Source organism: Halobaculum marinum, from assembly GCF_029338555.1.
In the GTDB taxonomy this organism is placed as follows: Archaea; Halobacteriota; Halobacteria; order Halobacteriales; family Haloferacaceae; genus Halobaculum; species Halobaculum marinum.
This window is the reverse complement of record NZ_CP119989.1, coordinates 589245-602489: the sequence shown is the minus strand read 5'-3', so window position 1 is coordinate 602489 and position 13245 is coordinate 589245. Positions and strand designations below refer to the sequence as shown.

Annotated in this window: 14 protein-coding genes; 3 read left to right on the top strand and 11 right to left on the bottom strand. The window is 70.1% G+C overall.

All coding sequences use genetic code 11. From position 1 onward, the window contains the following. Nucleotides 1–19 precede the first annotated feature (19 nt). Entirely contained in the window at nt 20–1075 is a 1056-nt protein-coding gene (locus P0R32_RS03170; protein WP_276238480.1) for a hypothetical protein, read from the bottom strand. Nucleotides 1076–1192: 117 nt separating this feature from the next. Further along, on the bottom strand, nt 1193–2443 hold the full coding sequence (locus tag P0R32_RS03165) for a helix-turn-helix transcriptional regulator (RefSeq protein WP_276238479.1): 1251 nt from the start codon (nt 2441–2443) through the stop codon (nt 1193–1195). A gap of 67 nt (nt 2444–2510) precedes the next feature. Here P0R32_RS03165 and P0R32_RS03160 point away from each other — a divergent pair, with 67 nt between their 5' ends. Continuing rightward, nucleotides 2511–2684, top strand: a complete 174-nt coding sequence (locus tag P0R32_RS03160) for a DUF7554 family protein (RefSeq protein WP_276238478.1) — start codon at nt 2511–2513, stop codon at nt 2682–2684. 6 nt (nt 2685–2690) lie between these two features. After that, on the top strand, nt 2691–3245 hold the full coding sequence (locus tag P0R32_RS03155) for a 2'-5' RNA ligase family protein (RefSeq protein ID WP_276238477.1): 555 nt from the start codon (nt 2691–2693) through the stop codon (nt 3243–3245). Between the two features lie 36 nt (nt 3246–3281). On the opposite strand, the gene P0R32_RS03150 is transcribed toward P0R32_RS03155, so the two are convergent. From P0R32_RS03150 to lpdA, 3 genes are all read right to left on the bottom strand, one after another. Beyond that, nucleotides 3282–4634: a cytochrome P450 gene (locus P0R32_RS03150; RefSeq protein ID WP_276238476.1), complete on the bottom strand. Its 1353-nt coding sequence runs from the start codon at nt 4632–4634 to the stop codon at nt 3282–3284. Nucleotides 4635–4726: 92 nt separating this feature from the next. After that, nucleotides 4727–5020 carry a hypothetical protein gene (locus P0R32_RS03145; RefSeq protein ID WP_276238475.1) on the bottom strand — a complete coding sequence of 98 codons (294 nt, stop codon included), beginning with the start codon at nt 5018–5020 and terminating at the stop codon, nt 4727–4729. A gap of 76 nt (nt 5021–5096) precedes the next feature. Beyond that, nucleotides 5097–6524 (bottom strand): dihydrolipoyl dehydrogenase, encoded by a 1428-nt coding sequence (lpdA, locus tag P0R32_RS03140; RefSeq protein WP_276238474.1) that lies wholly within the window; start codon nt 6522–6524, stop codon nt 5097–5099. Nucleotides 6525–6614: 90 nt separating this feature from the next. Between lpdA and P0R32_RS03135 the strand changes: the two genes are divergently transcribed. Continuing rightward, nucleotides 6615–6827: a hypothetical protein gene (locus P0R32_RS03135; RefSeq protein ID WP_276238472.1), complete on the top strand. Its 213-nt coding sequence runs from the start codon at nt 6615–6617 to the stop codon at nt 6825–6827. 21 nt (nt 6828–6848) lie between these two features. On the opposite strand, the gene P0R32_RS03130 is transcribed toward P0R32_RS03135, so the two are convergent. From P0R32_RS03130 to P0R32_RS03105, 6 genes are all read right to left on the bottom strand, one after another. Then, nucleotides 6849–7637, bottom strand: a complete 789-nt coding sequence (locus P0R32_RS03130; RefSeq protein ID WP_276238471.1) for an aspartate dehydrogenase domain-containing protein — start codon at nt 7635–7637, stop codon at nt 6849–6851. After that, complete coding sequence (locus tag P0R32_RS03125) at nt 7634–8869, bottom strand: mandelate racemase/muconate lactonizing enzyme family protein (RefSeq protein ID WP_276238470.1); 1236 nt, start codon at nt 8867–8869, stop codon at nt 7634–7636. The genes P0R32_RS03130 and P0R32_RS03125 overlap by 4 nt, the downstream gene beginning before the upstream one ends. Then, complete coding sequence (locus P0R32_RS03120) at nt 8869–9981, bottom strand: mandelate racemase/muconate lactonizing enzyme family protein (protein ID WP_276238469.1); 1113 nt, start codon at nt 9979–9981, stop codon at nt 8869–8871. Before P0R32_RS03120 ends, P0R32_RS03125 begins: the two co-directional genes overlap by 1 nt. 103 nt (nt 9982–10084) lie before the next feature. Beyond that, nucleotides 10085–11290: an ABC transporter ATP-binding protein gene (locus P0R32_RS03115; protein ID WP_276238468.1), complete on the bottom strand. Its 1206-nt coding sequence runs from the start codon at nt 11288–11290 to the stop codon at nt 10085–10087. Between the two features lie 127 nt (nt 11291–11417). Beyond that, complete coding sequence (locus tag P0R32_RS03110; protein ID WP_276238467.1) at nt 11418–12287, bottom strand: carbohydrate ABC transporter permease; 870 nt, start codon at nt 12285–12287, stop codon at nt 11418–11420. A 1-nt stretch (nt 12288) separates the two neighbouring features. Further along, nucleotides 12289–13236 (bottom strand): carbohydrate ABC transporter permease, encoded by a 948-nt coding sequence (locus tag P0R32_RS03105; RefSeq protein ID WP_276238465.1) that lies wholly within the window; start codon nt 13234–13236, stop codon nt 12289–12291. Between the last annotated feature and the right edge of the window lie 9 nt (nt 13237–13245).

Here is a 13245-nt window from a genome sequence, read left to right as displayed (position 1 = left end):
GGGGTGTGGGGCGCTCGGATCAGGGACCGAACTCGGGTGTGGCTCCACCGTCGAACCGCTCGACCTCCGTCTCGGTCGCGGTGCTCGTCGAGGTGTCGTCGGGGCCGTTGCCGCGTCCGTCGGCGTTCCCCGCGTTCCCACGGTCACCGTCGTCCGTGGCGCTCCCCGCGCTCCCGGCGTTCCCCCGGTCGTCGCTGTCGGAGTCGCCGGCCTCGCCGTCGTTCGTGTTCGCTGATCCGGCGCCGGCGGCGTCCCCGCTGTTCCCGCGGTCGTCACCGCCCGCCGAGGCGTCGGTCCCGTTCCCACGGTCGTCACCACCTGTCGAGGCGTTGGCCCCGTTCCCACGGTCGCCGCCCGCGGTCACGTTCGCCGCGTTCCCACGGTCGTCGGCAGTGTCAGCTGCGTTTCCCGAGTTGCCCGGCTCGTCGTCCTCGGTTGCGTTCTCGGCGTTCCCCCGATTCTCCGGCGGGCCACGGTCGTCGGTGTCGGCGTTCCCCCGGTCTTCGGGCGGTCCTGTGTCGCCTGCGAGGCCCTTCCCGGTCCCCTCGCCGCCGACCTCACGGGCGGCCTCGGCGGCCTCGCCGTCGGTGAGGTCGGAGGCGTTCTGTCGGAGCTCAGCGATCGCAGACGCGTTCACGCCGCGTTGCCGGAGCGCCTCCTCGGGGAGTCCCTCGGCGGTCGCCGCGGTCGTGTTGAGGCGCGCCTCCAGCGACCGCGTCTCTGCGACGAGACGGGCCAACTTCGCGCGGTACTCCCCACGGCTCATGTTCCCGGACTGGTAGCGCTCGCGGAGGTCCTCGCGACGCTGTTCCAACTCGGTTAGCTGCTCGCGGAGCTCCGTGGTCTGACTCGCGACGACGCTCGCCTTCGACTCGTTGCTGTCGGCGGTCGCGAGCTGCTGTCCGAGCGCCCGCCCCGCGACCTCACCTTCGACTTCCGCTCCCTGTACGCCGACAACCCCGGCGAACGTTTCCCCCGGCTGATCGCCCGTCGACTCCTGGGCGAACGCCGCCGACGCGGGAACCCCCGCGACGACGAGCGCTGCGACCACGAGGAGGACGGTCGTTCGGCTCATATCCTGTGCGAAGAGCGGCACCCACTAATACCGATCACTCTCTCTCGTCGGATTCAGCCCGGTTAAGCGTCGTTAAGTCGCCGCCGTCTGGCGAACGGCCGTAGCAGGGTGGTCGGACTACTCGTCTGTGTCGTCAGCGGCGCCTGCGTCGTCGTCGGGGTCCGGGACGTTCGGGTCGCCCGGGTGCGGTTCGTCGTCGGCTTCGGGGAGGCGGAGCACGTTCTCACGCCCCAGTCGGAAGCTCTCGATGGTGCCGTCGTCGCGGAGGTCGCCGACGACCTGGCTCGTCCGGGCGGCGCTCCAGCCGAGTTCCTCCGTCACGTCCGCCTGTTTCATCCGACCGCCGTTGCCCTCGACGAGGTGCACGACGCGCTCGTGAGGACTGAGCAGTTCCTCCGGCGGCGTCGCGTCCTCCGCGGCTTCGTCGGCGTCAGTCTCGGCGGCGTCGGCGGCGTCGGAAGCGTCGGCATTGTCGGCGTCGCCAGTTGGTGGTGCGTCCGTCCCGCTCGCGTCGGGAGTCGGCGCCGCGCCGTCGTCGAGTGCGTTGTCGCCGACCGGGAGGTCACCGCGGCGGCGGAGCACGACCGCGCCGCCGATGCCGAGCAGCAGTACCGCCGCGAGCGCGAGGTACGCGGGCCGCAGCGGGAGCGCGGAGGCGGGCGCGACGGTCAGGCGAGGTTGGTCCGGGCCGAAGTTCCGCTCGCCGCGCCACGTCGCCGCGGTGTCGGAGCGCTCGTCGGGGTCGGGCGCCACCGAGCGGACCTCGTAGTCGTCGGGCCACGCTATCGTGAGGACGGTGCCGCTGTCGAGGAACAGCCCCGCCAGCGCGTCGCCGGCGACGAGTCGGTCGCCCTGTGTCGCCGCGAACCCCTCCCAGGTGAACGTGTAGGCGACGACGCCGTAGTCGTTGCTCGTCGGGAACGGGTTGCGCTGTGCGCTCACCGAGACGTTCGTCGCCGCCATCTCGCGCCCGGTCGCGTTCTCGGCGGCCGCCACGGTCGTCGTCATCCGCGACGCGAAGCGCGTCTCGTACGCCGACGAGTTCTCGCGGATGTCGGCCTGCAGGCTCTCGAACGCCGCCGTCGTGTTGTCGTCGGTCAACTCGATGCGGTAGGCGATCCGCCACTCGGCGTCGCCGTTCGGCTGGAGGGTCGCCCTGAGCACCACGCGGTCGGCCGCGACGTCGCCGGTCTGGGCGAAGCCGAGACCGATGTCGGCGGGTGTCGACCGGGCGTCGGGTGCGAGCGACTCGACCCCAGACGGGGTGGAGTCGCTCGACACGGGCGCCGCGGCCGCCGCGAACGCGGGCGTGAGCGCCGCGAGCGCGACGAGGAGGGCGAGCGTGGCCGCGGCGACTGAGCGTCGCATACCCACCTTCACCCGCGGACGGCCCAAAACGGTTTTCGTCGGCGGCGAGTCACCTGCGGACGGGACAATGGAGGTCGAAGACCTACTGAAACTGGTGTTGGTGCTGGTCGTGATCTGGATCGCGCTGGAGATCCTGTCTGAGATCGTCGGACTCGCGCTCGGTATCCTCGGGTCGCTCGGCGGCCTGCTCGGCGTCGTGATCGTGGTCTTGATCGTCCTCTGGCTGACCGACCGGATCTGAGGCGTCGTGTACAGCGTCAACGTCCCCGTCCCGTGGCCCGTCGAACGGCTCGCGGCGTCGCTCGAGCCCGACCTCGCCGACTTCGCGTCGGTCCGCGACCGCCACACGCTCGTCGTCAAGCGACTCGACGGGCGCAACCTGGACGACCTCCACCGCATCCGCGAGCGCCTGCGGCCCGCGCTCGCCGGCGTCGCGCCGTTCGACCTCCAGGTGACCGGGATCGACGCGTTCGAGCGCCCGCCGCTTGGCGAAGGGCCGGTCGTCTACCTCGCGGTCGAGGCCGTCGGCGACGACGCCGAGGGGGTCCGCGGGCGCGACCCGCTGCGGGCAATCCACGACCGACTCGTGCGGGAGTTCGGCACCGTCGACGGACTGGAAGGCGTCGACTACGTCCCGCACGTCACGCTCGCTCGGGGGTGGGAGGGCCTCGGCGACCCGAGCGAGGCGGTCGCCAGACTGCGGGAGCGCGGCGTCGACGACGTTCGCTGGACGGTCGACGAGTTGGGGGTCTGGACGCGCGAGTACAAGGAAATCGCCGCGCGGGTCCCGCTCCGAGGGTGAGGACGCGAGGCGAGCGCGAGGAGAACGCGAGGCGCCTCAGCGCTCGGTGAGTCGCAGCGGCACCGGGTGGTTCGGGTGCATCGTGAGCGACCCGCGCAGGTCCAACTCGGGGCCCTCGTACTCGAAGTCGAACGCGCGCCCGACCGTTGCGAGGATGAGCTTCGCCTCCAACAGCGAGAACTGCTTGCCGATGCAGTGGCGCGGGCCGGCGCCGAACGGGAAGTACGCGAACCGGGGGCGCTCGCGGGCGCGCTCGGGCGCCCAGCGGTCCGGGTCGAACGTCAAGGGGTCGTCGTACCACCGCGGCGACCGGTGGACGACCCACTGCGGCAGCATGATCAGCGACCCCTCGGGGATCCGGTAGCCCGCGACGCGGGTGTCCACCTTCGACTCCCGGAACAGGGTGTAGACGGGCGGGTACAGCCGCATCGACTCCGAGAGCACGTGGTCGGTGAACGTCAGGTTCCGCACGTCGGCGGCGGTCGGCGCACCGTCGAGGGCGTCCACCTCCTGCTGGAAGCGCGCCTTCGCCTCCGGGTGTTGCGACAGGAGGTAGAAGCTGTAGGTGAGCGCCAGTGCGGTCGTGTCGTGGCCCGCCAGCAGCATCGTCATCAACTCGTCGCGGAGGTCCTGCTCGGTCTGCTCACCCGCGTTCTGCGCGCGCAACAGGATCGAGAGGAGGTCCATCGGCATCGGCGAGTCGACGGCGTCGCCGGCGGGGTCAGGCGCGGTCTCCTCGGTGCCCGTGCGGCGGGCGACGAGGTCGTCGATGATCCCCTCCAGCGTCGCGACGGCGTCGTGGAACTGGCGGTTCTCTCGGGTGGGCGCCCAGTTGGGAATGACCGCCCGCATCGCGTTCGGCTCGAAGCGCTGGCCGAGCGGTTCGAGGTGCGCTTGCACCCGCTTCACCGTCTCGGCGTCAATGTCCGTGCCGAACATCGCGGTGACGATGATGCGGACGGTGAGTCGAGCGAGTTCGATCTGCACGTCGACCGTGTCGCCGTCGGCCCACCCGGCCATCGCCTCCTCCGTGTGGCCGACGATAGCGTCGTCGAGGCCGGCGATCCGACTCGCGTGGAACGCAGGGTTCGCGAGGTCGCGCTGGCGCTGCCAGCGGTCGCCCTCGCTCATCAGGAGGCCGTCACCGAGGAGGTCGTCGATAGCGTCGTCTAGGTTCGGCTTGCCGAACGCCGTCCACTCGGAGACGAGCACGCGCTCGATGTCGCGCGGGTTGGTGAACATGTACGTCTCGCGGGGACCCAGGTCCAGGCGGATCACGTCGCCGTACGCGTCCGCCACGTCGGTCATGAACGAGAAGGGGTCCCGCGAGTAGCGCCGACCGTTCCCGAACAGCGGTTCACCGCGGGGGCCCGGCGGTCTCGTGCTCATACGGGATCACACGGGCGGAACGCGGAAATAGGCTCGGGCGTGCGCGTGCGCGCGTAAACGACAGAATCAGCTCGGTCCCCGACAGACCAGCGTTACTCGTCCAGTAACCGCGTCTGCTCGATGGGCACCGCAGTCAGCCCGCCCGCGTTGCCGTTCGAGTAGGCGTACAGCACCACGCCGGCCTCCACGTCGACGGCGCGCTTGAGCGTCCCGCTGAAGTCGTCGTCGCGGAAGCGGGCGCGCACGAGTTTCGACAGCGGACTCGGGTCGCCGTCGCGGCCGTCGTCGCCGCCCGCGTCGTCCTCGGTGCCGAGGATGGGCTCGAATCGGGGACCGTCGTCGTCCTCGCCGTCGCTCATGTCGGTGTCGCGGTCGAACAGACCCATGGGTCGGGGTCGCCGCGTCCTGTGAAAAGTGTGACGCGAAGCGCGTCGCGTCGGTGTCTCGACTCGGAGCCGTCGCCTACCGGTTCAGCGTGTGGATCGCCTGTCCCATCGCGTTCTCTGCGGCCTCCATCGTCGCCTCCGCGAGCGTCGGGTGGGTGTGGATGGTGGCGGCCACGTCTTCCAGCGTCGCGCCCATCTCGACGGCGAGCGCGAGTTCGGCGATCAGTTCCGACGCCTCGGGGCCGACGATCTGGCCGCCGAGCACGAAGCCGGTCGCCTCGTCGGCGACGATGCGGACGAACCCCTCGGTGTGGGTCGTCGTCAGCGCGCGCCCGGAGGCGTTGAACGGCATCTGGCCGACGACCGGCTCGAAGCCCTGCTCGGCCGCCTCGTCCTCGCTGAGCCCGACCGTCGCGATCTCCGGCTCGGTGAACACGGCGGCGGGGACGGCCTGGTAATCCAGCGCGGCGGGTTCGCCGGCGGCGACCTCCGCGGCGACGATGCCCTCCTTGCTCGCCTTGTGCGCGAGCATCGGCTCGCCGGCCACGTCGCCGACGGCGAAGATGGAGTCCACGTCGGTGCGGGCCTGGTGGTCCGTCTCGATGAAGCCCGCGTCGTTCGTCTCCAACCCGGCGTTCTCCAGTTCGAGCGTGTCGGTGACGGGCGCGCGACCGACGGCGACCATCACCTGCTCGGCGAGGTACTCCGACTCCTCGCCGTCCTCCGTCTCGGTGGTGACCGCGACGCCGCCGTCGTTGCGCTCCTCCCAGCCGCTGGCGCCCTCGCCGAAGTGGAACTCGACGCCCAACTCCTCGGCGCGCGTGCGGACGATGCGCTGGACGTCCGACTCGTAGCCGGGGAGCACGTCGTCGAGCATCTCGACGACCGTCACGTCGGTGCCGAGTTTCGCGAGCATCGTCGACAGCTCCATCCCGATGTAGCCGGCGCCGACGACGACGAGGCTGTCCGGAATCGACTCCATCCCGAGCAGGTCTCTCGAGGAGAGCACGTGCTCGCCGTCGAACTCGAAGCCGGGGATCTGGATCGGCCGGGAGCCGGTCGCGACGATAGCGTGCTCGAACTCGATCGACTCCGAGCCCTGCCCGTCGCCGCCGTGGGCGACGCGCAGTTTCTGCTCGTCGGCGAACGTCGCGGTCCCCTCGATGAGGTTGACGCCGTTGGCCTTACACAGTTTCTCGACGCCGCCCGTGAGGCGGTCGACGACGCCGCTCTTCCACCGCTGCATGCGCTCCATGTCGACGGCGGGGTCGGCGTAGATGCCGAGTTCCTCGGCGTTGCCCGCCTCGTGGGCGACGCCGGCGCCGTGGATGAACGCCTTCGACGGGATGCACCCGTGGTTCAGACAGGTCCCCCCGTAGGCGTCCTTCTCGATGAGGGTCGTGTCGAGCCCCTGCTGTGCCGCGCGGATGGCGGCGACGTAGCCACCGGGGCCGGCCCCGATAACAGCGACGTCCGTGCCGGTCGAGATGTCTCCGACGACCATTGGGCGAAGCTTCCGAACCCGGGATGATAAACTGGCAGGAATTGCGACTGTGGGCAGCCGACGCGCCAGCCGGCCCGAGTCGCAACGCCCATGCGCACTCCCGCCGACGCAGTGACCGTGCAGTTCGACCGTCGGCTCGTCGCCGTCGCCCTGTTCGCGACCGCGATGCCGGCGGTCATGGTCGCCGTCGACCGCGGGCTGGTGCCGGCGTTCTCCGTCGCCGAACCCGTCTGGTGGCTGTTGGTGCCGCTCGCGGCGGGCTTCTGGGTCGCGTGGGTGTGGTGGGCGGAAGCGGGCGAGTAGGAGGGCAGGGTCGCGGCCGGCTCAGACGAACCGCAGGCCGCCGCCCGTCGCCAACACGCGCCGCACCGACCCCCACGTCGACACGAGCGTGAAGTCGCCGGTGACGCCCTCGATGGCGCTGTCGCGGACGGCGACCAACTCGAACCCCTCGCCCGTCGCCGTGATCTCGTGGTACGCCGTCTCGGCGTCGGGATCCGCGATCAGCGTCGAGGTGGTGTCGTCGAGCCCCAGTCCCGCGAGCGCGGCGCTCGCGTGGGAGTTGAAGTTGCGCGGGAATCGCCGGCACAGTCCGCGCGTCGGCCCCTCGTACAGCACCGTCTCGCCGGCGCCCGCCTCGAACTCGGGCGCCTCCTCGGCGTACTCGAAGTCGAGGTGGGCCGGGTCCTTGCGCGCCTCGATGTGGACGCTGTCGAGTTCGCTTCGGGCGTCTGCGAGCCCGTCGATGCCGAACAGCGCGGCGTGCGGGAGGTAGATTGCGTTCCCCGCCTCGTCGGAGGCGGCTCGGAGGTGCGCCTCGTCGTCGGGGTCGGCGAACGCCGAACCCGACAGCGCCATCAGGTCTGCCGCCGCGAGCAGTTCCTCGGCGTAGTCGACGAGCACGCCCGGAGTCGCGGCCTCGACGATCAGGTCGGGGTGGCGTGCGACCAAGTCCGCGGGAGTAGTGACTTGGAGGTCCGGGTCGAGGAACCCCTTCTCCGTGCGGACGAGCACGCCGACGAGGTCGACGTCCTCGGCCGCCTGCGCCCGTTCGATCAGGTCCGCGCCGATCCGACCGGAGCCGACGACCGCGAGGCGAGGGGTGTCGCTCACGCGTCGTCACCCTCGAAGAAGCCGTCCGTGTGCGCGACGGCGTGGTCGCGAGCGACCGACTCGTCGAGTTCGATCCCGTGACCGGGCGCCTCCGACACCGCGATGCGACCGTCCTCGATGAACGGGTCGTCCGTGTCGAGCAGGTCCGCCCACCAGTCCACGTCGAGCGCGTGGTACTCCAGGTAACTGGCGTTCGGCACCGCCGCGCAGAGGTGGACCATCGCCGCCGTGCCGACGGGCGAGCAGACGTTGTGCGGGGCGAACGCGAGGTAGCGCTCCTCCGCGCGGTTGGCGATGGCCTTCGCCTCCGCGAGGCCGCCCACCGTGGCGGGGTCGGGCGTCACCACGTCGACGGCGTAGTCGTCGAGCAGTTGCGTGAACTCGTGGACGCGGAAGCGGTTCTCGCCGGTCGCCAGCGGCGTCGACGTGGAGCGCGCCAACTCGCGCTGGGCGTCCATGTTCTCCGGCGGCAGCACGTCCTCCAACCACATGATCGGGTACGGTTCGAGGGCTTTGGCGAGCCGTTTCCCGGAGCCCAACTCGTAGTCCCAGTGGCAGTCGAACGCGACCTCCGCACGGCCGTCGACGGCGTCGACGACGCCCGAGACGACCTCCTCTTTCGCGGCGACGTGGGTGGGCGTGAGCCGCCCGTTCGTCGACTCGGGGTCGTTGTCGGCGGGCGCGTCGAGGTCGAACTTCATCGCGTCGTACCCCAGATCGAGCGCCTCGGTCGCGCGCTCGACGTACGCCTCCGCCTGGTAGGCCGCGTCGTCGGCGTAGTCGGTCGCGCCGTGGGCGACGGCGTACGACTCGCCCGCGTGGAGGTCGACGTACAGGCGCACCTCGTCGCGGTACTTCCCGCCGAGCAGTTGGTAGGTGGGGAGGCCGAGCAGTTTGCCCGCCAGGTCCCACAGCGCGAACTCGACGCCCGACGCCGCGGTGACGACCTTCCCGGTCGTGCCGCCGTGGCCCGAGGTCTCCTGGACCATGTGGCGGAACAGCCGTTCCACGTCGAGGGGGTTCTCGCCGACGAGTACGTCTTCGAGGTAGCCGACGATCTCGTCGATCCCGCCGCCGCGGTACGCCTCGCCCAGCCCCGAGACGCCCGCGTCGGTGTGGACGCGCACGAGGTTCCAGTCGAAGTTGCCGCGGATCACCGCCGTGTCGACGCCGGTGATCGACACGTCGCGCTCGGGCGCGCGGCGCACGTCGGGCATGGAGAAGTCGCGCATCAGGCACCCCCCTCGTCGGTGCGGAACTTCGCGAGCGCGTCGCGGTCGATCCGGACGCCGTGACCCGGGCCGCGGGGCGTCAGCTTCCCGTTCTCGGGGGTCGGCGGGTCGACGACCAGGTCGTCGAACACCTTCACGTCGCGGTCGCGGTAGAAGTACTCCACCATGCCCCCGTTGGCGATGCTGGCGACGAGGTGCGCGTGCAGGTGGGGGTTGTAGTGGGGGGTGACGGGCACGTCGTGGGAGGCGGCGGTGTGGGCGATGCGGAGCCACTCCGTGATCCCGCCGCACACCGTCGCGTCCGGCTGGACCACGTCGACGGCGCCCTCGCGGAGCAGTTCCGCGAAGCCGTACCGCGAGAACTCCAACTCGCCGGCGGCGACGGGGTAGTCGAGCCCCTCACGGACGCGTGCCATCAGTTCCACGCTGTCGGCTTTCACCGGCTCCTCGATGAAGTACGGGTCGTAGCGCGCGAACCGACGGCACGCCCGCAGCGCCTCGCCGGTGTTGGTCCAGACGCCGTTGGCGTCGAGCATCAAGATTCGCTCCGGCCCGAGCACCTCGCGGGCGACGGCGACGCGCTTCTCCTCGGTCGCGACCGAGCGGCGCCCCACCTTCATCTTCACCGAGACGTGACCGCGGTCGAGGTACGTCTCCATCTCCTCGCGCAGGCCCTCGGTCCCCTCGCCGCGGTAGTAGCCGCCGCTGGCGTACGCCGGCACCGACTCGCGGGCGGCGCCGAGGAACTCGTGGATCGGGAGGCCGACCCGCTTCGCCCGGAGGTCCCACAACGCGATGTCGACGGTGGCGATGGCGCGCAGGAGGAGCCCCTTGCGACCGATCTGGTAGGTGCCCTCGAACATATTGCGCCACAAGCGCGTCGTGTGATTCGGGTCCTCGCCCTCGACGATGGGGGCGAGTAGCTCCTCGACGGCGTCGGCGATGAGGCCGGCACCGTCGTAGCCGAGCGTGTAGCCCACGCCCTCGTTGCCCTCGTCGTCGCGGACGAAGGTGAGCGTGTGGTCGCGGTGCTCGACGGTCCGGGTCGCGAACGACACCGGCTCTTCGAGCGGAATCGACACCGGGACGCTCTCCACCTCGACGACGGTCATCGGCGACCTCGCGCCGAGCGGTGGCTGTGTGGGCGATCTGTGGCGGTGCGGCGGTTGGGTCGGGTGTGTGAAAATGGCATGGTGGCTGCTGGCTGTGTCGCGGCTACACGGTGAGGTTGTCGCCGGAGACGGGGTCGAACAGGTGGGCGTTCTTGGTGTCGACGACGAGCGTGAGGCGCTCGCCCTCGACGGCGCCGGTGGCGTTGGAGACGCGCGCGGTGAACTCCGACGCCGGGTCGTCCTCCCTGCCGACCGGGCGGACCGCGAGGTCCTTGTTCGGCCCCATCGGCTCGACGACGCCGACGTGGACCTCCATCGTCCGCGACGGGTCCGGATCTGGCTCCAGCGACGCGTCCTCGAAGTCCTCGGGGCGCACGCCCAACTCGAACTCGGTGCCGGCGTCGGGCGGCAGCGTCAGCGTCTCGGGCAGCGCCACCTCGAAGCTGTCACCGACGGCGACGCGGGTGCCGTCGCGCTCCTCGACGGTCACGTCGAAGAAGTTCATCGGCGGCTCGCCGATGAACCCCGCGACGAACCGGTTCGCGGGCTCCGCGTACACCTCCTCGGGCGGGGCGACCTGCTGGATCTCACCGTCGTTCATCACGACGACGCGGTCCGACAGCGTCATCGCCTCCGCCTGGTCGTGCGTGACGTACAGCGACGTCTTGCCGACGCGGCGGTGGAGGCGGTTCAACTCGGTGCGCATCTGGATGCGCAGTTTCGCGTCGAGGTTCGACAGCGGCTCGTCGAACAAGAACAGCTCCGGGTCGCGGACGATGGCGCGCCCGAGCGCGACGCGCTGCTGTTGCCCGCCGGACAGATCCGACGGGCGCCGGTCGAGCAGGTCGCCGATACCGAGCATCGACGCGGTGTCGTTCACGCGCTCGTCGATCTCGTCGCTCGGGAACTTCCGGATCTGCAGCGGGAACGCGATGTTGTCGCGGACGGTCTTGTGCGGGTACAGCGCGTAGTTCTGGAACACCATCGCGACGTCGCGCTCGCGGGGCTCTTGCCCGGAGACGTCCTCGCCGTCGATGATGATGCTCCCGCGCGTGGGCTGTTCGAGCCCCGCGACCGTGCGCAGGGTCGTCGTCTTCCCGCACCCCGACGGCCCGACGAGGACGATGAACTCCCCGTCGTACACGTCGAGGCTCACGTCGTCGACCGCGACGACGGTGCCGCCGTCGTCCTCGGTGAACTCCTTGGTCACGCCGTCGAGGCGGAGGCTCACCCGGCGACCCTCGGGGTGTTCCCCGTGTTCGTCGGCCGTCGGCTGTTCGATCGTCTCTTCGTGGCTAGTGTCGCTCATGGTGTACTCCGGTCGGTCGTGGCGGTGCCGGCACCGCTCGCGGCGGTGCGGTGGCGGTTCCTGCGTGGTCGGCGACGTCCGCGAGAGCGGTCCGACCGGGTCGAGACGGGGAAGGGCGGCGGGGCGGTCATCCCTTCATCCCCCCGGTCAGTCCGACGACGATGTAGCGCTGGAAGAACACCACCACCAGCGCCGACGGGATCACCGCGACGATGGCCGCGGCGGCCATCGCGCCCCAGTCGATCCCCGCGTCGCCGACGAACAGGAACGTCGCGACGGGGATGGTCATCGACCGGAGGTCGGTGCTCACCGTGAACGCGAACAGGAACTCGCGCCACGAGTAGAGGAACGTGAGGATCGTCCCCGCCGCGAACCCGGGCAAGACGACCGGGAACACGACGTGCCGGAACGCCTGGATCTTCGTGCACCCGTCGACCCGGGCGGCCTCGTCGAGCGCCGTCGGGATCGTGATGAAGAAGTTGCGCATGATGTAGATCACCAGCGGCAACCACAGGTACACGTTCGCGATGATGATGCCCGTCTTCGTGTTGAGCAGGCCGAACGTCGAGACGATCCGGTAGTACGGCGTCACCAGTCCGATCGGCGGGAACAGCCGGGTGAACAGCACGAACACGAACACCGCGTTGTCGAACCGGAAGCGGAACCGGCTGAACACGTAGCCGGCGGGCGTCCCGAGCACCATCACGATCGCCGTCGAGACGGACGCGACGATCACGCTGTTGACGACCGCCCGCCAGAAGCCGCGGTCGAACAGCGCGCGGTCGTACGCCGCGAGCGTCGGCTCGAGCGGGAGGTACGCCGGTGAGAGCACGCCCTGGCGCGTCTTCAGCGACGTGATGAACATCCACACGATCGGGAGGATGATGAACAGCACCGCCAGGAACAACACGAGGTGGACGACGTAGCGACTCTCGAGGGCGTCCCACACGCGCTGTCGACGCCGATACTGCTGGAGAGTGGGGTCTGCGCCGGCCATATCAGACCTCGATCTCCTCCATCCGTTCGAGGATGAAATACACGTAGCCGGCGGCCACGACCAGCGTCACGGAGACGAGGAACACGGCCACCGCCGACGCGAACCCGTAGTCGAGCAGTTGGATCCCGAACCGGTGGATGTAGATGGCGAGCGTCTCGGTCGCGCCGCCCGGGCCGCCGCCCGTCGTGGAGAACGGGATGGCGAACGCCCGGAACGCGAACATCCACGTGATCAGTCCCGCCACGAAGAACGACGGTCTGAGGTACGGGAGCGTGACGTGGCGGAACGTCTGCCACGTCGTCGCGCCGTCGATCTTGGCGGCGTCGTACATCTCCTGCGGGATCGACTGCAACCCCGCGAGGAGCACGATGGCCGCGAACGGGATGCGCGACCACGAGTCCGCGAGGACGACGACGCCCATCGCGGTCGAGGAACTGGTGAGCCACGAGAACGAACTCGACAGCAGTCCCAGGTCCAACAGCACGCGGTTCACGACGCCGAGTTGGCCGTTGAACATCCAGCGCCAGGTGACGCCGACGATAGACAGCGGCACCGCCCACGACAGCAGGATGAGGGTGGTGTACGTGTCTCTGAGGTAGTCGTCGGCCAGTTTGTTCAGCGCCAGCGCGACGACGAGTCCCACCGCGACCGAGACGAACAGCGACCCGAACGAGTACACGAGCGTGTTCTCGACGGCGTTCCAGAACGTCGGGTCGCCGAAGATGCGTCCGTAGTTGTACGTCGGCTCGAACGTCTCGCCGAACCCGCGGGTGTTCTGCAGCGACAGCCACACCAGCATGATCGCCGGGTAGATGAACACGACGAACAGCGCCACGAGCGACGGCCCGAGCAGCACCGTCCGGATGTGGTCGTTCACCCAGTCGGAGATCCAGCCGGTGACGCCGCTCCCGTGGGGGCCGACGTCGCCCCGGAAGTCCTCAGTCGCCATGGCGAGTCG

Coding starts and splice junctions, on each gene's coding strand:
- P0R32_RS03170 (WP_276238480.1), bottom strand. CDS start 1,075: ATGAGCCGAACGACCGTCCTCCTCGTGGTCGCAGCGCTCGTCGTCGCG.
- P0R32_RS03165 (WP_276238479.1), bottom strand. CDS start 2,443: ATGCGACGCTCAGTCGCCGCGGCCACGCTCGCCCTCCTCGTCGCGCTC.
- P0R32_RS03160 (WP_276238478.1), top strand. CDS start 2,511: ATGGAGGTCGAAGACCTACTGAAACTGGTGTTGGTGCTGGTCGTGATC.
- P0R32_RS03150 (WP_276238476.1), bottom strand. CDS start 4,634: ATGAGCACGAGACCGCCGGGCCCCCGCGGTGAACCGCTGTTCGGGAAC.
- P0R32_RS03145 (WP_276238475.1), bottom strand. CDS start 5,020: ATGGGTCTGTTCGACCGCGACACCGACATGAGCGACGGCGAGGACGAC.
- lpdA (WP_276238474.1), bottom strand. CDS start 6,524: ATGGTCGTCGGAGACATCTCGACCGGCACGGACGTCGCTGTTATCGGG.
- P0R32_RS03135 (WP_276238472.1), top strand. CDS start 6,615: ATGCGCACTCCCGCCGACGCAGTGACCGTGCAGTTCGACCGTCGGCTC.
- P0R32_RS03125 (WP_276238470.1), bottom strand. CDS start 8,869: ATGCGCGACTTCTCCATGCCCGACGTGCGCCGCGCGCCCGAGCGCGAC.
- P0R32_RS03120 (WP_276238469.1), bottom strand. CDS start 9,981: ATGACCGTCGTCGAGGTGGAGAGCGTCCCGGTGTCGATTCCGCTCGAA.
- P0R32_RS03115 (WP_276238468.1), bottom strand. CDS start 11,290: ATGAGCGACACTAGCCACGAAGAGACGATCGAACAGCCGACGGCCGAC.
- P0R32_RS03110 (WP_276238467.1), bottom strand. CDS start 12,287: ATGGCCGGCGCAGACCCCACTCTCCAGCAGTATCGGCGTCGACAGCGC.
- P0R32_RS03105 (WP_276238465.1), bottom strand. CDS start 13,236: ATGGCGACTGAGGACTTCCGGGGCGACGTCGGCCCCCACGGGAGCGGC.